The sequence below is a fragment of the Marinarcus sediminis (SeqCode) genome (genome assembly GCF_048571275.1).
GTDB lineage: Bacteria > Campylobacterota > Campylobacteria > Campylobacterales > Arcobacteraceae > Marinarcus > Marinarcus sediminis.
Window position 1 is genome coordinate 962,772 of record NZ_CP182357.1, and the last position, 26,919, is coordinate 989,690.

The following is a 26,919-nucleotide window of genomic DNA, read 5'->3' on the forward strand; positions in this document are numbered from 1 at the left end:
TTTACATCAAATGTTAAAAATATGACACAATTTAAAATAATCAAAGGAATTTTTATGAAATACATCGGTGCACATGTGAGCGCGAGTGGAGGAGTTTTTAATGCTCCCATCAACGCAACAGCCATAGGGGCAAAAGCGTTTGCTCTTTTTACAAAAAATCAAAGACAATGGAGTGCCAAAGAGTTAGATAATAAGAGCATCGATAAGTGGTTTGAAGAGCTGGAAAAATCAAAGATATTGCCCAAACACATTTTGCCTCATGACAGCTACTTAATCAACCTAGGACACCCTGAAATTGAAGCAAGAGAGAAATCGTTGCAAAGTTTTATTGGCGAGATACAACGATGCGAAATTTTGGGTTTAGACAGACTCAATTTTCACCCTGGAAGTCATTTACGAAAAATCAGTGAAGAGGAGTGTTTAAATAACATTGCTCAATCACTCAACAAAGCCATTGATGCCACAAAAGATGTCATTATGGTTATAGAAAACACTGCAGGTCAAGGCAGCAATTTGGGGTACAAATTTGAACATTTGGCACATATTATTGATAAAATTGAAGATAAAAGCCGTGTAGGAGTCTGCATAGATACCTGCCATATGTTTACTGCAGGTTATGACATACGAACAAGGGAAGCGTACGATAAAACGTGGGCAGAGTTTGACCAAATCGTCGGACGGCAATACTTAAAAGGGATGCACATCAACGACTCAAAACCAGAGTTAGGAAGCAAAGTCGACCGACACGACTCTTTGGGAAAAGGCAAAATCGGTTGGGATGCGTTTGGGTTTATTATGAACGATGAGAGAATGGATGATATTCCAATGGTGTTAGAGACCATAGATGAAACCATCTGGGCAGAAGAGATAGAAGCCCTTTACAACTTAGTTCAAAAATAAAAGAGAAGATTTTCTCTTTTATTTTCCCCTCAATTTCCTCAACCTTAAATTTCTTCTTTTGTGCCAATATCACATAATAAACATTTTTTTTTAAGTTAAAACCCAATAAAATAGCCACCAAAATAATAATGAAAACTAGGAATTTTAAATGGGTTATTACAAAACAATACTTTTGTCTTTAGGACTCAGTTCATTTCTTTTAAGTGGATGTGCAAGCAATAACGAGGCTTTGTCAACGAATATAACGACTATAGAAAAGAGCAAAAGAGAGCAATTAAAAGATAAAATTAATGTAGGTGTCAGCGGAAGTCAAAACTTTAAAGCATATGTGGACAGCGACGATTACCGTTTAAAATATCTGTGTTACAACAACAATGAGAAGCTGTGTAACTATTACGATGCAAAAAAACACAGCTATACCAATGGGGCTGTGGATGAAGAGCAATTTTATATCTACCCAAGTGGATACGCTCCCTTGTTTTCACCTTCTACAAGAAATGTACAGTGTGGAACAGGAAGTTTAGCTGGTTGGTTAGCTGTGTTTATGGTTGAGCCTTTTGGCATGGCTGACCATAATAAAAAAAATCCAATGGTCTGTTACAGCAATTTTACCAAAGTAGACAGCACTCAAATGGGTGTTCGTTTTGTGTGGGGAATGTTGACCTTTATGACTCCGTTTGTAACAGCAGGAAATATGCACACTCAAATGTTCGATGCCCAAAGTTTCAAAGAGGCGATTTATATATCAAACATTGAGTCATTTAAAACTCAACTGTTTGAGCTCTCAACAAAATATAACCTTGAAGGTGGGTTTGATGTTATCTATTTAGAACAAGGCGACATTAAAGAGAATTTGGAAGACAAATACAGTGAACTGCTTACTTCTGAGGTCAAAAAAGCGGGTGTGATTTTCTTAGAAAAACAGAGCAATCGTTTGTTGTCGATTAATGTTTTCAATAAGTATAAAAATGAGCATCTCATGAAAGCCATCTCTCTTCAAATAGAGGATTTGCTTGAAAATATAGAAAAAAACAATCGATATGTTTTAAAATATGAAGATATTTTGCCTTTTATTCCCGCTGAAATCACCCCACCTGCCATTCCAGCCGTTCCCAAATTGGTTAAAAGTGAATATGAAAAACAGAGAGAATTTGAAGCAAAAGTCAAAAAAGCAGTAGAAGAACGAGAGAGTGAAATAAGAAACTTGCAACGAAAATATTCACAAGACGTAGAAGAGAGAAACAGCTACATTGACAATTTACAAAAAGCGTATGAGCAATATTTAGAGCAAACCAGTACAAAGAAAAACAGACTCTTAAGTGAACTTAAAAAAAGCCTGCCGGTGGTATCAAAAGTGCTGTTTTTAGAGAACACCTCAGGGTATGGTGCCAAAGAGTTCAAATACGATGCCGAGCGTGAAAAACTCTATTTTAACATCTACTCTCACAATAAAGATTTCAATCAAGAGGTGGTAGCTTCAGTACAAGCAAACATGGCAAGAAAGATTAAAGAGAACAAAAGTTTTAAAATCATTCCTAAGATAACAGCGACTGCTAGCGCCATTGAGTTGTCGGGATTTGATATTTTAGAGACCTCTTCAAACCAAAGTTTTGAAACACAATACACCAATATCAATTTCAAACCACAAATTGTTTCGGTTGTGGTCAAAGGAACCAAAGAGAGCATCACCAAAGATGTTTCCAATAAGTTCAAAAAATACAAACAAAAAGACCAAACCATTGTAGACACGTCAACCAAAGAGATGTGGTACATTCAAGTAGCAAAAACTGTCAATGCACAAGTGCCAAAATGGTTCAGTAATCCAATCTCAAATGGTGCGATTATTGGTTATGGAGAAGCTGAAACCCTAGAAGAAGCCAAAGTCAATGCCCGAAATGATTTGGCTTATATGGTCAGTGCCAAAATCAACACCGTGTATGAAAAAAACCGATCAATTGATGAGTTTAAAAGCTTCAAAGAGATCAAAAAACAAACCAAACAAACCTCAGAAGTGGAACTGACATCCAGTGATTATAAAATTTATAAACAAGATAATGCAGATGGGAGATGGTATGTGGGGTTTGTTTATGCGCGATAAACTTTCATGCAGAATGACGACTTATTTTAATAAGCATCTTTGTGCATAACTCTGCGTTGCAAAGAAAAGAATACCAACTCATTTACAACAAGTAAAATCCTTGATATTCTTTTCTTCACGCCTTGATTTATTTTCAAATCTACTCATTTAAATAAGTCTTGGGTTTGAAAGCTAAAACTTTATTTAACTCAATAATTATATTTAAATTACTGCTATCTTTTAATAACTTGTTATAGCAAGTTGTTGAAAATTACTATTAATAATAAAATCAGAAAACTTCTTATAACAAGGTATCCATAAATGAAAAATATTGAAGAATTCGATATTGATGAACTTCACAAACGAATTGGTGATAATGTTAAAAGATTGAGAGAAGAAAAAAAATTAAGTCAATTAGAATTATCTCATGCTATAGGACACAAAAGTGTTAGTGTAATTTCAAATGGTGAAATTTATCATAATAAGAGCCGATTCAATGTAGAACATCTGGGCAAAATAGCATACGTTTTAGATGTCAATATTGAAGAATTCTTTAAATAAGGGATGAATAAATGAATATAATAGAATATTTGAGAAAAGAAGTTATTTCTGATCTATTTCAAGTTAATTCTTTTAATAATAATTGGAATACTTTATGGAAAGCACAAATTAATGATAAAATCTTTATTAATGGGCAAGTTTGTGCTCAAAGTATCTTAGATTTAGGGGATGATTTAGGTGAGATTTTTAAGAATGCTCGAAGTGCAGGAAGAACACAGTCTGGGGTAAGTGCAGCTGGTACAACATGGGAAGGTTTAATTTGTTGGTATTTGAATTTTTGTTTAATAAATACAAATGTAGTTGTAATTAAACAAAAAAAAGCAAATATGCCAAATCCTATATCTGATGCATTAACTGTAATGTACGGGGCTTCTCCATCAAATACTGAAGCAGATTTAATTGCTGTAGTTTTCCCAAATACTGCTGAGTATAGTAGCGATATTACACAACTGAGTAGGTTACCTATTTTTACTGATATACCTTTGTTCAGAAGAAATAATATTTTTAAATATAAAGAAGCATTAAATGAATTAGTTAGTAGAGATTCAAACGATATTCAGATTAATGTTATTCAATGTAAAACTAATTGGAATGATAATGCTCAAATACCAATGTTATGGGATATGGTTTATAATGCACAAGGGTTTCAAAGAAATAATATTAGCGTAGGTGTTAATAATTATTCTTTGAATAGTTTTAATAGATTTTCTTATTCTTTTGTTACTGTTCCGACAACAAATAGAGCCAAAATAAAATCAACTTCAGTTGCTGTAAAACGAGTATGCACGTTATCTGGAGGTAATTATTGGGGGTATCCAACTTCTAATAACATAGCAAGTTCAATTAAAGATATATTTAATAGAAACTTTTCTGCTGGAATAATTCCAAATATTAGAACATCTTTAACGAATGCATTACCTGATATTAATACAGAATTTAGCTATTTCAATTTATAAGCTAACTCAGTAGTTTATAAATATGCTTTGCAATTTCTCTAGCCATTAAAGGAGGAACAGCATTTCCAACTTGAGTATATTGGGGAACTTCTGTTTTTCTTTTTATGCCACCAGTTGTTTCTTTAGACTTGAATTCAAAATAGTCAGGGAATGACTGAAATCTTGCTTGTTCTCTTACTGTCATTGTTCTAGGATATATTGGATGAATTACATCATCAGGGATACTGACAACTGTTGGAGATGGAGCATCGATTTTTAAAGGTCTTTGTGAATGTTTTTTTGTCCCAAGTTCTAAGATGATACTAATAAAATCTTTTTTATTTTTAGCAATTATTTTTCCATTTGGTGCTTTTGCAGGAAAAGTGCATGTACTAATGTAGGCTTCAATTTCTGCTAAGTAATTATTATCAAGGGAAGTATTATATTTAGAGACAATATTAAATATTTTTGAAGGTATATTGTTCAATTGTAAATACTGATAAATACTAAATCTTAGAGTGACTTTTTCATTATGGTTTCTTTCAATTTGATTTTCAATCTTTTTAGAAGGATTGTTAATAATTTTATAAAAATTGCTTTCTTTATTTAATTTAGTTAAATATTCTGAATTATTCCAGTCATTACCAATTAGGTCAGAAATAGCATCATTAACTGTGAAAAAATTTTCTTTTTTTGTTGGAATTGGGCAAAGTGGAGATGTTTCTTTATTTTTAAAGTAATGTTCACTAAACCAAATACTATTTGTGGCATAAAGATTTTTTTTCTTTGCAATATCTTCTCTAACTGCCAATAGCATAACTCTTGGCCTATTTTGAGGAACTCCATAATGTATTGCATTCAGTTGTAATTCTTGGACAATGTATTTTGGATTAGATGTTTCTAAATATTTTTTAATTTGTTTAAAGGGAGCATCTTCTTCATATTTATTAAATTTTTGTCTCATTCCAACAACATTTTCCATTAGAACTACTTTTGGCTGAAAGATTTCAACATATTCAAGATATTGCCAAGGAAGTTCATTTCGATGATCTTTAGGATTTCGTTTTCCTGCAAGTGAAAAACCTTGACAAGGAGGACCTCCTACGATTAAGTCTAAGTCTCCAATTTTATTTTTTATAGAATTTAATAATTCAGGTTGTTTTAAAAGAGCAATTGTTTCACCAATGAAAAGTTTTTTAGATAATTTTTCCTTATCTGAGAGCTTTAAAAATTCCTTCCATTCATTTTCATCTAATAGTTGTTTAATTAAATTATGATAAAAAGTTTCTCCTGCCATAGAAGATTTTTCTACTGCAAATGTAAGATTAAATCCTACGGATTCAAAACCTAATGATAATCCTCCACAGCCTGCAAAAAGATCAATATAATTTAATTTTTTTCCCATATTTATCTACATTATCCTAATATTTATTGAGAGTGAAGTGTACCATTTTCTTTTTTGATTTATTGTTAATATAGTAAGGTGAATATTTGATGTTATAAAATCTCAACATCTACAGAATTCGAATGTTTATTTTTTATTTCGGACAAAGCTGAGGATTGCGTGAATGAAAAAGAGTGATAAATTCACTTTTTTTATGAGTTTCACAAGCAAGATGCTAAAGTGAAACGACTAAATTCCAAAATGGATAAAATGGAAGTTTTAATAAGCGAGGAAACTTTTGGCTTCGAAGCAGTTGGTGTCTTTCTTGTTTCTTCTTTGCCACCAAAGAAGATGCCGAAACAAAGTGACTAAATTCTGGTACAGACAAAAGAGCGAGACAGCCGAAGGATGCTCAAGAGAGATTCAAAATTAGTTAAATCAAAATTTATATAAATATTACAAAATGAAATATTTTAAAAGACTAATAGTTTTTATTGGTTTTAATACCCCTATAAACGATGATGCATTACAAAAAAATAAATATTTACTCATTCAAATAAGTCTTTAATATAAATATAACTTTTATGTAACTTTAGTATAATAACGTTAATCTAATCTAAAGAGTAACCTATGTTTTTAAGTGCACCTAAAGATAACCTAAGTTATGATTTTACTAACACACCTCTTCCACCTCTTAGCAATGTGCCAAAGAAGGGGTCTTCTTAATGTCTACATTTCATGACCAACTTCGGAATATAAAAAATCAAGAAAACTTGTATCAGAAAAAACATAAAACTTTTGAAGAGCAATTGCAAATTTTAAAAGAGAGAAAACTAAAAATCACTAATGACGATTTTGTGTTAACTAAATTAAAACATATTAATTATTATAGAATGAGTGCTTACTTCTTACCTTTTCAATATCCCAAAAATTCAATAAATAAAAATCAATTTCTTTTTAATACAACATTTGAAGATATTTTATCGTTGTATTATTTTGATTGTGAACTTAGAAAAATAGTTTTTGAAGCCATTGAAAGTATAGAGATATATTTTAGAACACAAATTGCTTATTTTCATTCTCAAAGTTATGATGCATTTGGTTATCTTGAATTAAAAAATTTCAGAGAAAATAAGATTGAAAAATTTGATGAATTACAAGCTGATATATTAAAAGAAAAAAGCAGATCAAAAGAGTTTTTTATTAAACATTTTAAAGAAAAATACAATTCATATGATTTACCCGTTTGGAGTGTAGTAGAAATAATTTCTTTTGGAACACTCTCAAAGTTTTATATGATTTTAAAAGAAAAAGAACAAAACGAAGTGATACAAAAGATAAAAGGCATCAATAAACTGGTTTTTTATAAATGGTTTCATGCGTTATCAAGTGTAAGAAATATTTGTGCTCATCACAGTAGATTATGGAACAGAACATTGGGTGTCAGTTTTGAAATCCCAAAAGGGTTTGATTCATTTGAAAAGATGGAAAAAAGTAAAAATAAACTCTTTTTTTCATTAAGTGTCATTGAATATCTTTTGACATGTATAGGAGAAGATGAAGTTGAATTCAAAATGAAATTAAAAAACCTTTTACAAAAATATCCAAATATCAAAATTGAACAAATGGGTTTTATCAATAATTGGGAAGAAAATCCTATTTGGAAAGAGTAATCCAACTTTCAGCCCTCCCCACATTTAAACTTCCTTTCAAAAAAATTCATCTTTTAAAATTAATGCCAAACTTATTCTAAGTGAATAAAATTACATATTCAAAACATATTTAAGGATTTTATTCATGGCAACAATTGGAATATTGATTGCGAGTGCGAACAACAATCAACAGTTGGGGTTACGGCTTGAAGAGTTGGCAAAAAAGTTGAAGTGTGATGTGTCGTTGATCAATTTGGTGGATTTGAATTTGCCGTTATACAGTACGGTTGAAGAAGAGAGAAACGGGGTTCCTGATGTAGCAAAAGATTTGGCGTTAAAAATACTGTCACTCAAAGCGTTTATCATTGTTGCACCTGAATACAATGGGGTTATGCCTCCTGTTCTTAACAACGCCATGGCTTGGACTTCACGCGCAACAAAAGATTGGCGAGATGCGTTTAATGAAAAGATTGTAGGCTTAGCCACACACAGTGGTGGCGGTGGAGCAAAAGGTTTGCAAGCCATGAGAATTATGTTTCAACACTTAGGTGCCAACATTTTAGCACGAGAACTTTTAACGACATATGAGAAGCCTTTAAATGAAGAGAGCGCAAAAAATATGATTTTACAGTTAATGAAGCTTTCAAAAGTTTAAAGATACTTTTGTTACTATTAAGTTATATTAAAAAAGAAAGGTAAAAATGAAGCGACAAAAAAGTAAACTGTTTTTTTTGATATTTATTTTTCCTCTTTTTTTATTGGGCAGTGATTTTGACACAGCATTAACAAGTTATAAAAAGGGCGATTACCCAATGGCTTTGTATATGTTTGACAAATCATGTAAAAACGGAAACAAGCAAGGGTGTTATAACTTAGCTGTGATGTACAAACAAGGTCAAGGTATCAATCCTTGTAATCAAAAAGCTCAAGAGTACTTCTCTATAGCTTGTGAACAAGATGCCAAAGAGTGCCGTTTCAGTCGTTTGAATAACAAGGGTTGAATATTTCTCTTTTTTCTTATGGTTTAACCAAGAGGCATCCACAAATTCTATGGTATAATCACTCTTTTTAAAGAGGATTCATGCAAAACATTTCAACAACACTTATCCCTATTTTTGCTCTTATTTCCATTGGATATTTTTTAAAAAGAGTGAAGTTTCCTTCGCAAGAGTTTTGGCCAATGGCAGACAGATTTACGTACTATATTCTTTTTCCTGCACTGTTAATTTACAAATTATCAATGGCAAATTTGACGCAAGTCAACAGCTTAAATGTGGTCGCAAGTGGTTTGTTGTCTATTTTAATTATGCTTTTTCTTACTGTTGCTATTGGCTTTTTTAGAACAATAGAGCGTAAAGCTTTTACCTCTATTATTCAAGGGGCTATTCGTTTTAATACCTATGTTTTTTTGGCATTAATAGATGCGCTTTTAGGTGATGCGGGGTTGGTCATTGCAGCTGTGTTAATTGCTTTTGCCATACCCTTTATTAACTTTTTGTGTATTGGAGCCTTTTCATACTATATCAATAAAGATGATTTAAATTTTGTAAAATTTGCCAAATCTATTTTAACCAATCCTTTGATTGTGGCGTGTTTTGTGGGAGGAGCAATTAATATCAGTGGCATGGTTTTACCTCAAGCGGCGGTCAATACCATCTCTATTTTAAGTGCAGCCGCACTTCCTTTGGGGCTGTTGTCTGTGGGGGTTGGCTTAGAACTTTCACATATGAGCAGTGCCAAATTTGAACTCTTTATCGCAACACTGTTAAAACTTGTGATTTTCCCCGTATTGATATTTTTTGTGGGCTCTTGGTGTGAAGTCAGCAAAGAGGCGCTTTTTGTTTTGGTTCTGTTTGCTTCTATGCCTACAGCGAGTTCAAGTTACATTTTAGCGAGACAGCTTGGCGGTGATTTGAAGCTGATGTCCTCCATTATAACGGTACAAACCTTGGTTTCAATGCTCACCATTGGGCTTGTTTTAAGTGCAATTAATACTTAAGATGATTTTGAGTATCATCTTAAAAGAATAAAGGATTACAATGATTTTTATTATTTTAATTGCATTTATTGCTTTGGTGATGATCTCTTTAAACATGTACGACAACAGTAATATTGAGAAGATAAAGAACTATTTGCAAGCACAAAATTGTCAAGAGATAGTCTACTCTTATGGAACATATAAAGGGTTATGTCAAGAGGGTATTTTAAGCATTAAAAACAGTTTTTCTTTAGATATTGAGAAAAACAAAGAGTATATTTTGTACCAACAAATACAACATAAAGAACAAAAAAAGAATAAACTCATTTTGAGCACAGCAAATCAAAACTATGTCTTAGAGTTTAAAGATGTGCAGATAATGAAAATATACGATAAAAAACTACAGGATATGAAATAAATATGGATGAAATAATTAAGTTTATCACAACAACAGATATTGAAAACAGTGAAATTTATGTGCAACTGAAGTGCTCTTCAGAGGAAGCCAAAATTTTACAATATATGCTCAAAGAGTATATCATCGGCAATGACATTATTTTGGTTGTAGATATTTTAGGCGAATTTTATGACGTAAAAACCTACAAACATTTGCCACAACTTAACTTAATTAAATCGCTTTTAGAGTTGGGTTGGATTGTACAAAGCAGTTTCAATCACCTCAAACTCAGTGAAATGGCCAAACTTGAACTGCTTAACTCCAGTGTAACGCTTAGTACCAGTTTTTTAAAACTCATTGAGGGCGGTACAATTGATTTTGTTTTGCCAGAAGTCAAACAGTACAGCGACAACTTAGAGTATCTGCAAGATCAGTTTTTCAAAATTGACCTTGCACAAAAACTCAATGTTTCTAAACACAATTTTGATGCCAGCAGTCCCAATATCAACCGACTCAAATCGAAGCTGACCATGCTTGAAAACAGAATCAAAGAGAGAGTAAAAGTCACTCCAAATGAAATCATGCTCGAAGGGTTTTTCAAAGAGTATGAACTCTCTGAACAAGAGCAGATGCTCTTTTTAGCCCTTTTAAAAGAGGAGTATGCGGGAGGCGATGAATCGATTCGAGACATGAACACGCTTATTGAATTGGTTTCAAGTGATGATTACGAAAAAATCAAACACCGAAGTTTGCTTGAAGAGAGTTCAAAACTGGTTTCAAGTGGTTTGATTGATTACGATGAGATGCTGACTCCTTTTGGTGGCATTAACAGAAATTTCTATATTCCTGATGAAATTTTATATAAAATCTCACACCCCACAAAAAAGAAGACACGACAAGACAAAATCAAACTGGATTCACTCATTAAAGAGCAAGATATGTTTGAACTGATCTCTTCAACTAAAACCTTAGATGATGTGGTTTTAAACCCAAAAACACGAGCCACATTAGATGATTTGCTCAAACAAGTTGACAAAAATGTCATCAACTTACTCAAAACGTGGGGAATTAAAGATAAAAAAAGAGGCATAGATGCAAGAATCATCTTTTATGGAGCTGCTGGTACAGGAAAAACCATCACCTCTTTGGCACTTGCAAAATCTTTGAAAAAACAAGTGTTGAGTTTTGACTGTTCTAAAATACTCTCAATGTATGTAGGAGAGAGCGAAAAAAATGTGCGAAATATCTTTGATACCTACCGAGATTTGACACAAAAGACCAAAACTGAGCCGATTTTACTGCTCAATGAAGCGGATCAATTCTTGGGTGCACGAACAAGCGAAGGCATGTCGGGCAGTGAAAAAATGCACAATCAAATGCAAAATATCTTTTTAGAGCAAATCGAGCGCTTTGACGGTATACTTATTGCAACTACAAACTTACTTGAGAACATCGATAAAGCATTTTCGAGAAGATTTAACTATAAAATAGAGTTTGCAAAACCCAATGAGGAACAGAGATTAGAACTTTGGAAAAAACTATTACCCGATAATTTGCCATTAGAAGAGGGGTTTGACATCACAAAACTTGCCGATTATTCTTTAACGGGAGGGCAAATTGAGATGGTCATTAAAAATACGGCTTACAAAGTTGCTGTTGAAGATGAACCGGTGTTTAAACTCGATACATTTATAGAGCAAATCCAAAAAGAGATAAAATCTCAATTTGACAAAGAGAGTAAAGTCGGTTTCTTCTAATTTAATCGGTGTCCAAAGCTTTTGGACGCTGAACAATTGTCTCTATTTCTTCATAAACTTTGGTTAAATCTTCACCCTTTTAAAGTGTATCTTTTGGTAATCAAAAAGGTCGTAAATCAATACATTTTTTTGTGACAAAAAAATGTTTTTTTATTACAAGTAACCACATAATGGCTACTTGTAGGCAATTTTTTCTTTTAAAAAATAAAAAAATATTTGCGAATTCTTTAGTAGCGTTTTAGTAGCAATTAGGTACTATAAGTCAATTATTACAAAATGTAATTATATTTCATAACTCTTTTAAGGAGATAATATGAGTCATATGGATTTTTCTCATCCGTATTTCGGAGCTTTTGTAATGTTCCTTTTGACGTTTGGAGCATTTATAGCAACCGTCTATTTAGCCAGATTGGTCAGTAGAAGACTGGCACGTTTGGACACTGAAAAACTTAAATCAACTCTGTATGAATGTGGACCAGAGGTGACAAAACAACCCAATACTATTTCGGTGCAATTCTACCTCATGGCACTGCTTTTTATTCTGTTTGATGTAGAGATTATCTTTATGTTTCCTTGGGCAGTGGATTTTAAAGTACTGGGATGGTTTGGATTTATTGAGATGATTTTGTTTATTGTTTTATTGACAATCGGGTTTATCTACGCGTGGAAAAAAGGAGCACTTGAATGGCACAGCATAAAGTAAATTATTTACAAAATGGCGGGGCACCCATTGTGCTTACTTCTATTGATAAATTTATAAATTTTGGAAGAAGTAACTCTTTGTGGCCTTTAACATACGGTTTGGCCTGTTGCGCAATTGAGATGATGGCAACGGGTGCGAGTCGATACGACTTCGACCGATTTGGAACCATTTTTAGAGCCAGTCCAAGACAGTCAGATGTGATTGTAATTGCGGGGACACTGACCAAAAAACACGCGGAATTTATGCGAAGATTGTATGACCAAATGCCCGATCCTAAATGGGTAATTTCTATGGGAAGTTGTGCAAATACGGGGGGAATGTTTAATACTTATGCCACCGTTCAAGGAGCCGATCGCGTTGTTCCTGTAGATATCTATCTTCCTGGGTGTGCACCCCGTCCTGAAACACTTCAATATGCGTTGATGATGTTACAAAAAAAGATCCGAAGAGAACCCGCTTCTAAAGCGATGCCAAGAAAAAGGTTAGTGTAATGAGAAAATATACGCCTAAAGATGATGTACAAAAAAAATCATACTACAACGACAGATTTCACGTGGTTCCACAACTTGCTCGACTTGATGTGAGCAGTGATGAACAATTTAGTGCAGATTTAGCAGCCCTTAAAACAGAAGTTGCCATAAGCGAAGCGTACCTTGAAAATGGTCATTTGGTTGTCTATATTCAAGCAGAAGACAACATTAAAACAGCAACCTATCTTAAAGAGCAATTAGAGTATGACATGATGATGGAACTCTCTGCGATTGACTATATTGCCCAAAGAGGTGGTTTTGAAATTTTTTATGAACTGCTTTCAATGAGTAAACACAAACGAATGAGAGTGAAGTGTTTTATCCAAGAGAAAGAGCCCCTTCAAAGTATTGAGTCGGTGTTTAAAATGGCCAACTGGAGTGAACGAGAAATGTACGATATGTATGGGGTGAATGTCATCAATCACCACAACTTAAAACGAATTCTTATGCCCGATGATTGGTATGATCACCCGTTACGAAAAACCTATCCGCTTCACGGGGATGAAGCGGCTTCTTGGTATGAAGTTGACAAAATTTTTGGAAAAGAGGCCAGAGATGTGATTGGCCCAGAACAAAGAGATCCTGCAGCTGTGGACAGATATGACACCACACGATTTGCACGATTGGGACATGAAGTGCCATTTGGTGTAGATATTACCAATGGTAAAGAGCCAGAACATACTCCATTGGCGTATCAAGAAGAGGGTGGTGTTGGACTCTTTGGTGTACGAATTATAAAAGAACTTGATGAAAATAAATCGGTTCAATTAAAGAAGAGAAGGTAACCCATGCAACAAGTTAACAGATTAAAACCTTTTTTTGAAAACATTAATTTTGAACGAGAAGATAACACAATGGTGGTCAATTTTGGACCACAACACCCTTCTGCTCACGGTGAGTTAAGACTCATTTTAGAACTTCAAGGGGAAGAGATTGTAAAAGCTGTTCCCGATGTAGGGTATTTGCACCGTGGTATGGAAAAAATGGGTGAGAATATGATGTACAACGAATTCTTACCCACAACAGATAGAATGGATTATATTGCTGCAACTTCAAATAACTATGGTTTTGCTTTGGCCGTAGAGCAACTTTTGGGCATTGAAGCGCCAAGACGAGCTGAAATCATTCGAACCATGTTGCTTGAAATTAATCGTTTGATTTCTCACCTTTTTTGGTTGGCAACACATGCACTGGATGTTGGGGCGATGTCGGTTTTCCTTTATGCTTTCAGAGAAAGAGAGTTCGCCATGGACTTAATCGAAGATTATTGTGGAGCAAGATTGACTCACAGTGCGGTTAGAATCGGTGGTGTTCCTTTGGATTTACCTGCAAATTGGTGTGAGGATTTAGAGAAATTTATTGTGATTTTAAGTGAAGAGATTGAAAAATATGAAGGTCTTTTAACTCAAAACCGAATTTGGCGAATGCGACTTGAAAATGTGGGAGTTATCTCTCCTGAGTTGGCAAAATCGTGGGGATGTTCAGGTGTGGTTTTACGGGCATCTGGTTTCAAATGGGATTTACGAAAAGAGATGCCTTATGGAATCTACCCTGAGTTGGATTTTGATATTCCGTATGCTCAAACAGGCGATGCTTATGGGCGATATAAGTGTTACATGCAAGAGATGCGAGAATCAATGAAGATTTTAACGCAACTTATTCCTCTTTATAATGAAAGCGAGCCTCAACTTATGGCACATGCACCTGAGTATATCTCTGCACCTAAAGAGGATATCATGACACAAAACTACTCGTTAATGCAACACTTTGTGTTGGTGACTCAAGGGATGAGACCTCCTAAAGGTGAAGTCTATGTTGCCACAGAATCACCTAAAGGTGAGTTGGGATATATGATTGTCAGTGATGGAACACCATATGCGTATAAAATGAAACTGCGAGCGCCCTCTTTTTGGCATACAGGATTGCTTGAAGATGTGTTACCTGGGCATCAATTAGCGGATGTCGTTACGATGATTGGTAATTTAAACATCGTTTTCGGTGAAATTGACAGATAAGGGAAAACATGAAAAGATATGATTTACGACCATTAAAAGATAATTTCTATGAACGAATGTTGGAACTGATTAAAAGCGACCTTCAAGAGGGTGAAAACGGGATTTTTCTTTTTGAAATTGGTGATTTTTCACCCGTGCAAAAAGTGGCAGATTTGGTCAAAGAGAATGAGTATACTTTAATGAACTCTTTAAAATTCAATGAAGTGGATTGGACAGTGGTCATTAAAAAAGCCAAAGATGAAACTGCGGAAGTTGCACCAGAGCAAATAAGTGAGGAAGCATAATTTTGAATAAGACAGTGAATACAACGATTGAAACTCTTGTAAACAGTGATTTTATCATTTTATTAGGGGAACCTCTTTTCTTAAATGAGGCACTTCAAACAGCCATCCAAAACTCAACTGCCTATATTGCGTATATGAACCCAATTGATTATAAAAGCGATGCGTTGAAATTCTCACAATATATCAAATATGAAGTGGGAAGTGAAGAGGGTATATGTGCCTTGCTTTTGGAGTACTTTGCAAAAAATGCCAGCGCAGAGGTCGAAGCGTTTATTGATGATATGGATGTGGGATATTTAAGTGCTGAGTCAAGTGTGGGGGAAGAGGAGTTTGAAGATATGGTTGAAAACAGTTTGAATAAAACGAACAAAACCATCCTTTTAAGTGAAGATTTGTTTGTGCATAAAAATGCTTCAAACATAAAAAAACTTCTGGGTGCTTTAAATGCCTACAGCGATTTGAATTGTGTGATTTTAAGTGAAAATAGTGCCAAAAGCATTGAAGCGTACAATGATGAGGCTTTGCAAGAAGTTGAAGAGTTGATGTCGTTTAATGGAACGGTCATATATAAAAACAGATTTGCTTCAAACAATGAACTTGTAGGAAGCCAATCTTTTTCTAAAATAGCAAAAGTCGATGATGGGGCAGATGTTGTAATTAAATATGCAAACGAAACAATTAACAGAAAATTTAGAATTGATACAAATTTACAAGGAACTGTTGCCCTTTGTGATAACAACAGCGATTTGGCATCTTTGGAATATAGTTATAAACAAGTTAAGATTGAAAAGGTTGATGCGTAATGAGTGATATGATTAATTTGACAATTGATGGCAAAATATGTCAAGCAAAAGAGGGTGAATATATTTTAAATGTGGCAAGAGCAAACAACATTTATGTGCCTGCTATTTGTTATTTGACCAGATGTTCACCAACACTGGCATGTAGACTCTGTTTGGTTGAAGCAGACGGTAAACAAGTCTACTCTTGTAATACCAAAGCAAAAGAGGGAATGCAAATCCAAACAGTAACAGAAAATATTGTAAAAGAGCGACGAGCCATCATGGAAGTGTATGATGTGAATCACCCTTTACAATGTGGCGTATGTGACCAAAGTGGGGATTGTGAACTTCAAAACAACACTTTGTACATGAAAGTAGATTCTCAAAGTTATAGCATAAAAGATGTGAACCGACCGACAACAAACTGGGGTGTCATGAACTATGATGCAGGTTTATGTATTGTGTGTGAGAAGTGCGTTACGGTGTGTAAAGATATGATTGGTTCAAGTGCATTAAGTACAGTAAAACGAGATTCAGAAGGCTTAAACCCAGCCTTTAAAGAGAGCATGCCAAAAGATGCGTATGCCATGTGGAATAAACTCAATAAATCGCTTATTGGTTATGAAGCTGATAAATGTATTGATTGCGGTGAGTGTATCAGTGTGTGTCCTGTAGGAGCACTTGTCAGTGAAGATTTTCAATACAAATCAAATGCGTGGGAACTCACACGAATTCCTGCATCAAATCCACACTCCAGTGATTGTGCTTTGATCTATTATGAAGTTAAACACACATCTACTTCAGATACCACTCCTATGATTTATCGAGTGACCAATGAACACCATTATGCCAATTTGAGTGGAGCGGCCAGATTTGGATATGACTTTGAAAACAAAAATGCCCAAAAAGATGAAACACAATTTGCCCAAGCCATCGAGGCATTTAAAAAAGCACAAACCATTACCTTTAACTCATACATTACCAATGAAGAGGCGTTGATTTTAGAAAAACTAAGAGAAAAATTGGGTCTGAAATTGGTCAATCATGATGCGTTAAGATTCCAAAAATTTATGAAAAACTATGCCCAAGGCAGTGGAAGTTCACTCTATAATGCAACCTTGCAAGATATTCACGATGCCAATTTGCTTATCAGTGTTGGGTCATTCTTAAAATCGGACGCACCAAGCGTAAAATATGGCTTTAACAATGCCATTACAAGAAACAAAGGGGCAGGGCTCTATTTCCATCCATTAGGTGATACGCATGTTGAAGGGTTTGGGAAAAAGGGGAAAACCATTGAAACCATCAGCCACAATCCGTTATGCGAAGAGTCAATTCTGTTTTTGATTTTAGATCTTTTTGGAAAAGAGTTGCCTTCCAATGTGCAAACTTATTTGGACTCTCTTAAAGAAAAAAGAGTGAAAACCATCAGTGAAGTGGTCAAAGAAAACGTAACGGAAATGGTTAAAGACGAAGAGAGCGGTGAAGAGAAAGAAGTGACTAAAGTGGTGAGCAAAACAATTACCAAAGAGGTTGAATATGAGCTGTCTAAACTTTTTAATCTCATCGGAAGCGATGAGTCGCTTTTAGAAACCATCAATGCCATGAGAGAGAATAAAGATGCTCTTTGTTTGATTGTAGGAGAAGATTTAATTTTCCACCCAAAAAGTGCTAACTTAGCAAAACTGTGTGGTTTAATTGAAAAACATACTGACTTTAAAGTGATGGTCGTACCTCCTCAAACCAATACCTTAGGTGTGAGTTTGATTTGTGAACTTTTTGAAAGGGAAGAGGGATTTGTTGTAGGATACAATGAAAAAGCCAATTATGAACTCTCTTCATTTGGTAATGGAAACCTCAATATGCCTGCTTTGAACCAACAAGAGGGAACATTTACCAATTTTGACAAACGCGTTGTACCAACGAATGTTGCACTTCCATACGGTGGGTATGTATTAAATGATTTAGCGAATGTTCTTTTAGAAGAGGATATTGAGTATACCATTGAATATACACCAATGCTTCCAACGACAAAAGGGTTTAAAGCGGTTGAATTTGACAGCTTACCCAATTACTTTGGCAATGATAAAAGTGAAAACAGAGGTTATCTTTTAAGTGTGCAAAAAACAGCAAGTGATGATGCCTTTGAAACCATCTCAAACATTGATGTGGTAACGGGTAATGTCATTTATAAGGCCAACCCAATTAACCAATTCAATGAGTTTACTTCAAAAGCACATCAGTTGAATGAAACATCGGCTTTGTATGTTTCATCTGAACTTTTGGAGTCATTAAAACTGAAAGAGGGTGAGAGAGTAACGGTTCGAGCCAACTCATTTGAAGTTGAATTGCCCGTAGAAGTTGATAATCAAATGATAGGACATATTGGGTATGTATCCTTTTTTGATAAATCCATTCCTACAAGTAAACTATTTAGCACAAGCCGATACAGCGGTGCTGTTATAAAAAAGGTGTAATATATGGAAACAAGTATTATTATTGAAACAATTATAAAAGCCATGGTAGTTTTGGCAGTGTTTTCAGCACTGGCTGGGTTTACTACATACATAGAAAGAAAAGTTTTGGCTTTCATGCAAAGAAGATTGGGTCCTATGAATGTCGGACCACAAGGTGTTTTACAACTCATTGCAGATGGGACAAAACTCTTTTGTAAAGAGGATTTTATTCCTCAAAATGCTGTCAAACCTATTTTTAAAATAGCACCTATTATTACTTCTGCCACGGCGTTTATTGCCATGACTGCGGTGCCATTTTTCCCCGAGTTTGAAATGTTTGGTTATACCGTTCGACCCATTATTTCAGATGTCAATGTAGGATTGTTGTTTGTAATGGGTGTTGCTGGGGTGGGTCTGTATGGACCCCTTCTTGCTGGAATGAGCAGTGCAAACAAATGGGCACTTCTTGGAGGGGCGAGAACCGCTATTCAGCTTTTGTCGTATGAAGTGGTATCTGGATTGTCTATTTTAGCCCCTTTAATGTTAGTAGGAAGTTTGTCGTTGATTGATATTAACAACTACCAAATGGGAGGCATTACCCATTGGCTGATTTGGAGTCAACCTTTGGCATTTTTGCTTTTTGTTATGGCGGGATTTGCAGAGACCAACCGAACACCTTTTGACCTTCTTGAACATGAGGCCGAAATTGTTGCAGGGTATGCAACGGAATATTCAGGTATGCGATGGGGAATGTTTTTTATTGGTGAATATGCCAACCTTTTTACGGTATGTTTTCTGATTTCATTGATTTTCTTAGGAGGATTCAATGACTTCTATTTTATCCCTGGCGGTTTGGCGATTGTAATGAAAGTGATGTTTTTAATCTTTTTCTTTTTGTGGACAAGAGCATCATGGCCTCACGTACGACCTGACCAATTGATGTGGTTGTGTTGGAAAATATTGATGCCATTGTCTGTAATTAACGTGTTAATTACAGGTTTTGTGATGATGTTTTAGGAGCATGGTATGAATTTAGAAAATTTAAAAAACAGAAATCAAGGAACACAAGAGTATCTGCTTGTTCAAGAGGATGACTATCCTAAAACAGGATGGGATGAGTTTAAACAAGTGCTTTCACGTTCGGTTAAAGGGGAGCTTTTAGGTGGTCTTAAAATTACATTTAAGATGATGAAAGAGGCGCTTTTTAACGACAATATGCATACCGTACAATATCCGGCTGAAAAACTTCCTATTTCACCACGATATCGAGCCATACATAAACTTTTAGCACTTTTAGAATCGGGTGAAAACCGATGTATTGGATGTGGATTGTGTGAAAAAATTTGTATCTCAAATTGTATTCGAATGGACACAAGAGTGGACGAAAACTCAAGAAAAGAGGTTTTAGAATACTCCATTAATTTGGGGAGATGTATCTACTGCGGTTATTGTGCAGAGGTGTGTCCAGAATTGGCAATTGTACATGGCGGACGGTATGAGAACGCAAGTGAACAAAGAGCGCATTTTGGTCTAAAAGAGGACTTTTTAACCCCATTGGATAAGTTAACGAGTCAAAAAGAATATCCTGGATTTGGTGCCATCTCTCCTAATGCTGACGAGAGAATGAAAAAAACACCACTTGCATATTAAGAAGGAGCCACATGTTTGAAGTAGTAGCATTTTATCTTTTTGCATTCTTAACCATTGGAATGTTTTGTATCACTGTATTTACCAATAATGCACTGTATGCACTGAGCTCACTGGCAGCTGGAATGATTTTTATCTCTGCATTTTTCTTTATTTTAGATGCAGACTTTTTAGGTGTAGTGCAAATTGTGGTTTACACTGGAGCCATTATGTCGCTCTATGCTTTTGGAATGATGTTTTTTGATTCGATGTCAGAAGTGGATGAAAAAATCACCAATCCGCGATTAAAATTTTTCTTAAGTGGCATGAGTGCCCTTTTGATTGTGATTATTTTTGTGGCACCACTCATCGGTGCAAATGCGCAAACAGGACTCTATCCTGTGCATCCTGAGTATGGAAATACACAAGATGTAGGATTGGTTTTGTTTACAAAATTCTTAATGCCTTTTGAAGTTGCTGCAGTGATGTTACTTGTAGCTATGATTGGTGGCATTATTCTTGCTGGAAAACGAATGGACATTAACTTAAGTAAACTCAGCGAAGAGCAAATTGACAAACTTGAACAAAGTGACGTTGCAAAGGAGAGTAAATGATACTGAATGATTATTTAATACTTTCAACCATACTGTTTGTAATTGGTATGGTGGGTGTTATAAGAAGAAAAAATCTTCTCATGCTTTTTTTCTCGACAGAAATTATGCTCAATGCAGTCAATGTGGGTCTTGCAGCGGTTTCAAAATTTCACGGAGATTTAACGGGGCAAATGTTTGCTTTTTTTATTATTGCCATTGCTGCAAGTGAAGTGGCTGTTGGTTTGGGGTTATTGATTCTTTGGTACAAACGAAGAAACTCTATTAACTTAGATACGCTACAAAGCATGGAGGGGTAAAGATGGAAAAATATTTGTACATTGCCCTTTTTGCTCCGCTTGTAGGTTCGTTAATCGCAGCGCTATTTGCCAATCGACCTAAGCTTCTTTTTACTGGGGTAATTACCTCTGGATTGTTGGCTGTTTCGATGGTTGCTTCTATGAATTTGCTTTTTTATGTCTTTACAACCGAAGAGATTATTCACTTAAAAATGATGGATTGGATTGTCATTGGAAATTTAAGTATCCCTTTTGGTTTTGTTGTTGATCAAGTCAGTGTGACCATGATGGTTGTTGTAACACTGGTTTCAACCATGGTACACATCCACTCAATCGGATACATGAATCACGACAAAAGTTTTAATCGATTTTTTGCCTATTTGTCTGCGTTTGTATTTTCTATGATGATTTTAGTCATGTCAGATAACTTTGCAGGATTGTTTATTGGATGGGAAGGAGTTGGTTTATGCTCTTGGTTACTCATTGGGTTTTGGTATCATAAAGGCGATGTTCCAAGAAGCAGCGATATGTATAATACACCATACTCAACGCTTTCACCTTACTCATCTATTTCACCTTCGTATGCTGCGAATGAAGCGTTTATTATGAACAGAGTCGCTGACCTTGGTATGTTGGTGGGGATTTTCTTTATTTACTGGAACATCGGTTCTTTGCAATATGAGGTTGTTTTTCAAGAGATTGGAAACCTATCACACGGTTTGGTGATAACCATTGCCATTTTCTTATTTATTGGAGCGATGGGGAAATCAGCACAATTCCCCTTCAACCAATGGTTGGCAAACGCCATGGAAGGGCCTACGCCTGTCTCTGCATTGATTCACGCGGCAACCATGGTAACAGCGGGAGTCTATTTGGTCATACGAGCCAATGAAATTTTCACAGTTGTACCCGCAGTTGGGTATTTTATTGCTTCATTGGGAGCTTTTGTAGCCATATTTGCGGCTTCAATGGCACTGGTTGCAACCAACATTAAAAAAATCATTGCCTTTTCTACGCTTTCACAATTGGGATATATGTTTGTGGCTGCTGGTTTGGGTGCATATTGGGTGGCACTGTTTCACCTTGCAACGCACGCCTTTTTTAAATCGGTACTGTTTTTAGGGGCTGGAAACGTAATGCATGCCATGAACGATGAAATCAACATCAAAAATATGGGTGGATTGCACAAACACATGAAAGCGACTTCAATAATCATGACCATTGCTTCAGTGGCACTTGCAGGGATTTTCCCATTGGCAGGATTCTTCTCAAAAGATTTAATTTTGGAAGTTGCTTTTGGAAGCCACGCTTATGTTATTTGGGGTATTTTATGGTTCACAGCAGGATTGACTGCGTTTTACTCATTCAGACTTATCATGTATGTATTTCATGGAGAAGAGCGATATAAAGCGTTGGGTTACCATCCACATGAAACCTATCCGTTTGTTATTGCTGCAATGACACCATTGGCTTTATTGGCCATTGTTGCAGGGTGGTTTGAAGAGCTTTTTGTTGAAATGATTACAAAAAAACTTCCTGAATTAGAAGTGCATGCCAGTGAAGATACGTTACTTATGCTTATTGTTGTTACAACAGGAATTGCACTCAGTGGTATTTTATTTGCTGTGTTCAAATACAGAAAGAGTGGCGGATATTATGGAGAAGCGTTGAAAAACAGATGGTGTTATAAACTCTTAGCCAATCAATATTTTATGCCACACTTTTTAGAAAAAGTGATCAATACACCCTATTTGAATATCAGTAAATTTGCATGGAAACAGATTGATTTAAAAATTGTTGACACGGTTGTGGATGGCATTGCTAAATTTGTTTATAAAACAGGAGAAGAGAGCAGACCGTTACAGTCTGGAAATTTATCAAGATCACTGACAACTATGGTTGTGGGAATTACTTTTTTAGTTCTCCTCAGTGCTATCTTTGGTTTTGCGAAGTAAGGGGTTTATAGATGGAACACATTTTATCAATATTGATATTTTTTCCAGCAGTTGCTGCGTTTGTTGGATTTTTAGTTGCTAAAGATTCAATTCGGGCGTATGGTATTGCAGTGAGCATTATTGAGTTTATTATAAGTTTGCTCTTGTGGAGTAACTTTGATACTCAAAACGGTGGCATGCAATTTATGGAGATGATACCTCTTGTTCAAGCGTATGGCATTAACTATTTGGTTGCCATTGATGGTATTTCACTCTTTTTAATCTTAATGACCACCCTGATGACCATGATTTCATTGATTGGATTAACAGAAAAGAGAGAGTTAAAAAACTTAATCATTGCCGTTTTATTTTTAGAGATGACCATGGTGGCAGTTTTCTTATGTTTAGATGCCATTGTTTTTTATATGTTTTGGGAGTTATCACTTGTGCCAATGTTGTATATCATTGGAGCATGGGGTGGAAACTTACGAATTTATGCTTCCATTAAATTCTTTTTATACACCTTTACCGGGTCACTTGTGATGCTTGTGGGGATGCTTTATTTAGGGTATGTCTATTTTCAAACAACAGGTATTTGGAGTTTCAGTATCTTAGAGTGGAACATGCTTTTACTGCCATTTGATATGCAGTTATGGCTTTTTGTGGCGTTCTTTTTGGGATTTGCCATTAAAGTTCCAATGGTGCCTTTTCACACTTGGCTTCCATATGCACATGGGCAAGCACCTACAATTGGTTCGGTGATTTTGGCTGCGGTATTATTGAAAATGGGAACGTATGGATTTATTCGATTCTCTCTGCCTCTTTTTCCTGATGCATCGGTCTATTTTACTCCTGTTATGGCGGGATTGGCTTTAATTGCGATTATTTATACTGCCATGGTGGCGTATGCTCAAGAGGACATGAAACAAGTCATTGCCTACTCATCTGTATCACACATGGGTGTGATTATTTTAGGAACGTTTGCTTTGAATGTGGAAGGAATTGGGGGATCAATTTTCTTAATGATTTCTCATGGAATTGTTTCGGGTGCACTGTTCATGCTCGTTGGTGTTATTTATGACCGACGTCATACCAAACTTTTAAGTGAGTTTGGTGGTTTGGCACAAGTGATGCCACGATATGCCACGATTTTTGGAATCATGTTGATGGCTTCTGTGGGACTTCCTTTAACGATTGGTTTTGTCGGGGAATTTTTATCACTTCTAGGGTTTTTCAAAGTTTCACCACTCTTGACTCTCTTGGCTGGTTTGACCATTATTTTAGGAGCGGTTTATATGTTAGTGATGTATAAAAAAGCATTTTTTGGCACATTGAGCAATGAAAAAAACAGAACACTCGAAGATGCAAAAGGCCGAGAGTTGGCTGCGCTTATTCCACTGGTTGCCTTAGTTGTAATTTTAGGAATTTATCCAAAACCAATTTTAAATCCGGTCAATAAATCAGTCACGCAATTGGTAAACATCATGCAATTAAAAGCACTTGAGCCAGTCACTAAAGCTCGAATATTTTCTGCAAACAGCATTGGGGAGGCAAAATAATGATATCGCCAATTAACATAGACTTCGCAAGTTTAAATTTTATTACCATTGTGCCAATGTTGGTTGCCATTATTGGAGGCTTGAGTATCCTTTGTATTGATTTGTTCAGTAAAAAACTGGATAAATCTTTGTATGTCATGCTTACGGTGCTGTTTTTAATCATTGATTTGGGTGTTTTATACGGATACAATGGGGCTGTTCGAGGTTTCTTTGATATGATGCTTTTAGATGGCATTGCTGTTTTAGCTCAATTTATCATGCTTATTGGTTCAATACTGTTTATTCTTTTAACCTTAAATAAACTGCGATTTCATGATACTTCGTATCCTGAATATTATGCTTTGTATCTGTTTATGATTGCAGGGTTCCAATTTATGGTGAGTTCGGACTCTTTGATTTTAATTTTTGTAGGACTTGAAACCGCATCAATGTCTTTGTATACCATGATTGCTATGCATAATCGTGAAAAATCGATTGAAGCTGCAATAAAATATTTCTCTATGGGAGCTTTGGCTACAGGATTTTTTGCGTTTGGATCGTTTGTATTTTATGCCTTAACAGGAAGTGTAGAACTTGGAAAAATATCAGAAGTGTTGGTTACTTCAAATTTTGCCAATTATCCGGTTATTTTAATCGGGGTAGTATTTATGTTTGGAGCCATTGCTTTTAAACTCTCTTTGGTGCCGTTTCATGCTTGGGTACCTGACGTGTATGAAGGTTCAACTTCTGCGTTTGCAGGGTTTATGTCGGTTGTTCCAAAAATCGCAGGATTTGTGGTTGCTTTGAGATTTTTTGAAATCTTTATTGCAGCAGATGACAAAGTCGTAGAGGGGATTTTGTATGGGGTTGTTGTTTTAACCATGACCATTCCTAATATGATTGCTCTGTTGCAAAATGACATCAAAAGAATGTTATCGTTCTCTTCTATTTCACACGCAGGGTTTGTGATGGGGGCAATTTTATTGGGCACAACACAAGCAACAACGGCAATATTTTTATATTGGAGTCTCTTTTTAATCACCAATTTGGGTGGATTTGCGATGTTATGGTTAAACCGAACAAAAACCAACTCAACCTTTTCAAGTGATCATGCCTTAGAGAGATATTCTGGTTTGATTAAAACTTCACCACTCGCAGCGGTGATGATGGGACTGTTTATGCTCTCTCTTGCAGGAATCCCGCCATTTGCAATTTTCTGGGGAAAAATGTATCTTATTGGAAGCGCAATAAATGCAGGTTTCATTGTGTTGGCATTAATTATGGCATTAAACTCTGCCATTGCTGCATACTACTACTTAAAACCCATTATCTATATGTTTTTAAAAGATCCAATAACCGATGACAGTGTGGCGTATTTAAGCAATGCAACGACGCCTTTAAAAACAGTGATTGGGTTTTGTGCTGTTGCAACCATACTATCAATTTTCTTAGTTGGTCCATTATTGGATATTATCTCTTATTACGTACAAATTTCAGGATACTAACAACCACCTTTTTTAGGTGGGGTATCCCATATAAAAACAGATTTTGATATAAAATAATGTTTTTTTTGCTAAAATATCTATATGAAAAAAGATAAAACACTTTCAAATAATAATGTTAAAAACAGTTTTTTCTCTTACTTAGTAGGCTGTTTTGTTCTGGTTCTACTGTTTTTAGTGATTGTGAAACAGAATGAATTGAGCATAAAACTTAAAGAAGAGCAGTTGGCTCAAATTGAGAAACAAGAGAAAGAGAAGAGACCTCTTACCATTCTAGAAAAAAAACAGATGTTCGTAAAAATGATCATCAAGCCTTTAAGAGAAGTTTATGATGAAGAGTTTGCTGAGTATAACAGAGTCAGTGATTTGATCAATTCTCATGAGAATGAGGAAGAGATTGCTGCATTAAAAGTAAAATATAAAGCCAAAAATAATGAAGCACTTTTAATGGCTCTTAAACCCCACCCAAAATCGATTGCTTTGGCGCAAGCTGCCATGGAGAGTGCTTGGGGTGAATCACGTTTTTTTAAAGAAGCGAATAATATTTTTGGAGTGTGGTCGTTTAATAAAAAAGAACCCCGAATTGCTGCTGGTTCACAACGTGGCGATAAAACCATCTGGTTAAAAAAATATGATACCCTTAAAGATGCCATCAAAGATTACTATTTTTTACTCTCTCGAAGTGGAGCATTCAGAGATTTTAGAGTATTAAATTATAAAAAAGAGCATCAAAACCCCTATTTGCTTGTGAAAAAACTGCACCGATATTCAGAGAAGAAAGAACTTTATGGGAAAGAACTCAGTTCTATGATCAGTTATAATAAGTTTGTTAAGTATGATGAAGTCCACTATAAACGATTTATTCCTAAAGATAAAAACACTCAAAAACAAGATAAAATCTTAGATGAAGCGATGATTAAAAAAGAGAGCGCATCTAAAAAAAAAGAGCCTCAAGATAACATGGAGAAAATTCTATAACCAAAGCGTAAACGATTTATTGATACAATCACATACAAAAT

At 35.2% G+C, this 26,919-nt stretch carries 26 protein-coding genes; 25 read left to right on the forward strand and 1 reads right to left on the reverse strand.

Annotated features, from left to right (window positions below; translation table 11 throughout):
• Positions 1 to 54 precede the first annotated feature (54 nt).
• The 4 genes from nfo (at position 55) to ACNI3C_RS04960 (ending at position 4,494) form a co-directional block, all read left to right on the forward strand.
• Positions 55 to 900, forward strand: coding sequence for a deoxyribonuclease IV (gene nfo, locus ACNI3C_RS04945; RefSeq protein WP_419771141.1), 846 nt, complete (start codon positions 55 to 57; stop codon positions 898 to 900).
• A gap of 148 nt (positions 901 to 1,048) precedes the next feature.
• Positions 1,049 to 2,998: a hypothetical protein gene (locus ACNI3C_RS04950; protein ID WP_419771142.1), complete on the forward strand. Its 1,950-nt coding sequence runs from the start codon at positions 1,049 to 1,051 to the stop codon at positions 2,996 to 2,998.
• 300 nt (positions 2,999 to 3,298) lie between these two features.
• Entirely contained in the window at positions 3,299 to 3,538 is a 240-nt protein-coding gene (locus ACNI3C_RS04955) for a helix-turn-helix domain-containing protein (protein ID WP_419771143.1), read from the forward strand.
• Between the two features lie 11 nt (positions 3,539 to 3,549).
• Complete coding sequence (locus ACNI3C_RS04960) at positions 3,550 to 4,494, forward strand: hypothetical protein (protein WP_419771144.1); 945 nt, start codon at positions 3,550 to 3,552, stop codon at positions 4,492 to 4,494.
• A gap of 1 nt (position 4,495) precedes the next feature.
• Here ACNI3C_RS04960 and ACNI3C_RS04965 read toward each other — a convergent pair whose 3' ends face one another.
• Positions 4,496 to 5,878, reverse strand: coding sequence for a DNA cytosine methyltransferase (locus ACNI3C_RS04965; protein WP_419771145.1), 1,383 nt, complete (start codon positions 5,876 to 5,878; stop codon positions 4,496 to 4,498).
• Positions 5,879 to 6,582: 704 nt separating this feature from the next.
• Here ACNI3C_RS04965 and ACNI3C_RS04970 point away from each other — a divergent pair.
• From ACNI3C_RS04970 to ACNI3C_RS05070, 21 genes are all read left to right on the forward strand, one after another.
• Positions 6,583 to 7,530 (forward strand): Abi family protein, encoded by a 948-nt coding sequence (locus tag ACNI3C_RS04970; protein WP_419771146.1) that lies wholly within the window; start codon positions 6,583 to 6,585, stop codon positions 7,528 to 7,530.
• Between the two features lie 124 nt (positions 7,531 to 7,654).
• On the forward strand, positions 7,655 to 8,164 hold the full coding sequence (locus ACNI3C_RS04975; RefSeq protein ID WP_419771147.1) for an NADPH-dependent FMN reductase: 510 nt from the start codon (positions 7,655 to 7,657) through the stop codon (positions 8,162 to 8,164).
• 46 nt (positions 8,165 to 8,210) lie between these two features.
• Positions 8,211 to 8,510, forward strand: a complete 300-nt coding sequence (locus ACNI3C_RS04980; protein WP_419771148.1) for an SEL1-like repeat protein — start codon at positions 8,211 to 8,213, stop codon at positions 8,508 to 8,510.
• An 80-nt stretch (positions 8,511 to 8,590) separates the two neighbouring features.
• Positions 8,591 to 9,508 (forward strand): AEC family transporter, encoded by a 918-nt coding sequence (locus ACNI3C_RS04985; RefSeq protein ID WP_419771149.1) that lies wholly within the window; start codon positions 8,591 to 8,593, stop codon positions 9,506 to 9,508.
• Positions 9,509 to 9,548: 40 nt separating this feature from the next.
• Positions 9,549 to 9,905, forward strand: a complete 357-nt coding sequence (locus ACNI3C_RS04990) for a hypothetical protein (protein ID WP_419771150.1) — start codon at positions 9,549 to 9,551, stop codon at positions 9,903 to 9,905.
• Positions 9,906 to 9,907: 2 nt separating this feature from the next.
• Complete coding sequence (locus tag ACNI3C_RS04995; RefSeq protein ID WP_419771151.1) at positions 9,908 to 11,641, forward strand: ATP-binding protein; 1,734 nt, start codon at positions 9,908 to 9,910, stop codon at positions 11,639 to 11,641.
• 313 nt (positions 11,642 to 11,954) lie between these two features.
• Positions 11,955 to 12,344, forward strand: a complete 390-nt coding sequence (locus tag ACNI3C_RS05000) for an NAD(P)H-quinone oxidoreductase subunit 3 (protein WP_419771152.1) — start codon at positions 11,955 to 11,957, stop codon at positions 12,342 to 12,344.
• Positions 12,326 to 12,835, forward strand: coding sequence for a NuoB/complex I 20 kDa subunit family protein (locus tag ACNI3C_RS05005; protein ID WP_419771153.1), 510 nt, complete (start codon positions 12,326 to 12,328; stop codon positions 12,833 to 12,835). The genes ACNI3C_RS05000 and ACNI3C_RS05005 overlap by 19 nt, the downstream gene beginning before the upstream one ends.
• A complete protein-coding gene (locus ACNI3C_RS05010) occupies positions 12,835 to 13,659 on the forward strand; it encodes an NADH-quinone oxidoreductase subunit C (protein WP_419771154.1) in 825 nt (274 codons plus the stop codon). Before ACNI3C_RS05005 ends, ACNI3C_RS05010 begins: the two co-directional genes overlap by 1 nt.
• A 3-nt stretch (positions 13,660 to 13,662) precedes the next feature.
• The gene (gene nuoD, locus ACNI3C_RS05015) at positions 13,663 to 14,889 is read left to right on the forward strand and encodes an NADH dehydrogenase (quinone) subunit D (RefSeq protein WP_419771155.1); all 1,227 of its coding nucleotides are present in this window, start codon (positions 13,663 to 13,665) and stop codon (positions 14,887 to 14,889) included.
• An 8-nt stretch (positions 14,890 to 14,897) separates the two neighbouring features.
• On the forward strand, positions 14,898 to 15,173 hold the full coding sequence (locus tag ACNI3C_RS05020) for an NADH-ubiquinone oxidoreductase subunit E family protein (protein WP_419771156.1): 276 nt from the start codon (positions 14,898 to 14,900) through the stop codon (positions 15,171 to 15,173).
• Between the two features lie 2 nt (positions 15,174 to 15,175).
• Entirely contained in the window at positions 15,176 to 15,976 is an 801-nt protein-coding gene (locus tag ACNI3C_RS05025; protein ID WP_419771157.1) for a hypothetical protein, read from the forward strand.
• Entirely contained in the window at positions 15,976 to 18,432 is a 2,457-nt protein-coding gene (locus tag ACNI3C_RS05030; protein ID WP_419771158.1) for an NADH-quinone oxidoreductase subunit G, read from the forward strand. Before ACNI3C_RS05025 ends, ACNI3C_RS05030 begins: the two co-directional genes overlap by 1 nt.
• Before the next feature lie 3 nt (positions 18,433 to 18,435).
• Positions 18,436 to 19,428, forward strand: coding sequence for an NADH-quinone oxidoreductase subunit NuoH (gene nuoH, locus ACNI3C_RS05035; protein ID WP_419771159.1), 993 nt, complete (start codon positions 18,436 to 18,438; stop codon positions 19,426 to 19,428).
• 9 nt (positions 19,429 to 19,437) lie between these two features.
• Positions 19,438 to 20,061, forward strand: coding sequence for an NADH-quinone oxidoreductase subunit NuoI (gene nuoI, locus ACNI3C_RS05040; protein ID WP_419771160.1), 624 nt, complete (start codon positions 19,438 to 19,440; stop codon positions 20,059 to 20,061).
• Between the two features lie 11 nt (positions 20,062 to 20,072).
• On the forward strand, positions 20,073 to 20,651 hold the full coding sequence (locus tag ACNI3C_RS05045) for an NADH-quinone oxidoreductase subunit J (protein ID WP_419771161.1): 579 nt from the start codon (positions 20,073 to 20,075) through the stop codon (positions 20,649 to 20,651).
• Entirely contained in the window at positions 20,648 to 20,947 is a 300-nt protein-coding gene (gene nuoK, locus ACNI3C_RS05050) for an NADH-quinone oxidoreductase subunit NuoK (RefSeq protein ID WP_419771162.1), read from the forward strand. The genes ACNI3C_RS05045 and nuoK overlap by 4 nt, the downstream gene beginning before the upstream one ends.
• A gap of 2 nt (positions 20,948 to 20,949) precedes the next feature.
• Entirely contained in the window at positions 20,950 to 22,881 is a 1,932-nt protein-coding gene (nuoL, locus tag ACNI3C_RS05055; RefSeq protein ID WP_419771163.1) for an NADH-quinone oxidoreductase subunit L, read from the forward strand.
• A gap of 11 nt (positions 22,882 to 22,892) precedes the next feature.
• Complete coding sequence (locus ACNI3C_RS05060; RefSeq protein WP_419771164.1) at positions 22,893 to 24,419, forward strand: NADH-quinone oxidoreductase subunit M; 1,527 nt, start codon at positions 22,893 to 22,895, stop codon at positions 24,417 to 24,419.
• Positions 24,419 to 25,903 (forward strand): NADH-quinone oxidoreductase subunit NuoN, encoded by a 1,485-nt coding sequence (gene nuoN, locus ACNI3C_RS05065; protein WP_419771165.1) that lies wholly within the window; start codon positions 24,419 to 24,421, stop codon positions 25,901 to 25,903. The genes ACNI3C_RS05060 and nuoN overlap by 1 nt, the downstream gene beginning before the upstream one ends.
• 81 nt (positions 25,904 to 25,984) lie before the next feature.
• Positions 25,985 to 26,878, forward strand: a complete 894-nt coding sequence (locus tag ACNI3C_RS05070; RefSeq protein ID WP_419771166.1) for a glucosaminidase domain-containing protein — start codon at positions 25,985 to 25,987, stop codon at positions 26,876 to 26,878.
• The last annotated feature ends 41 nt before the right edge of the window (positions 26,879 to 26,919 follow it).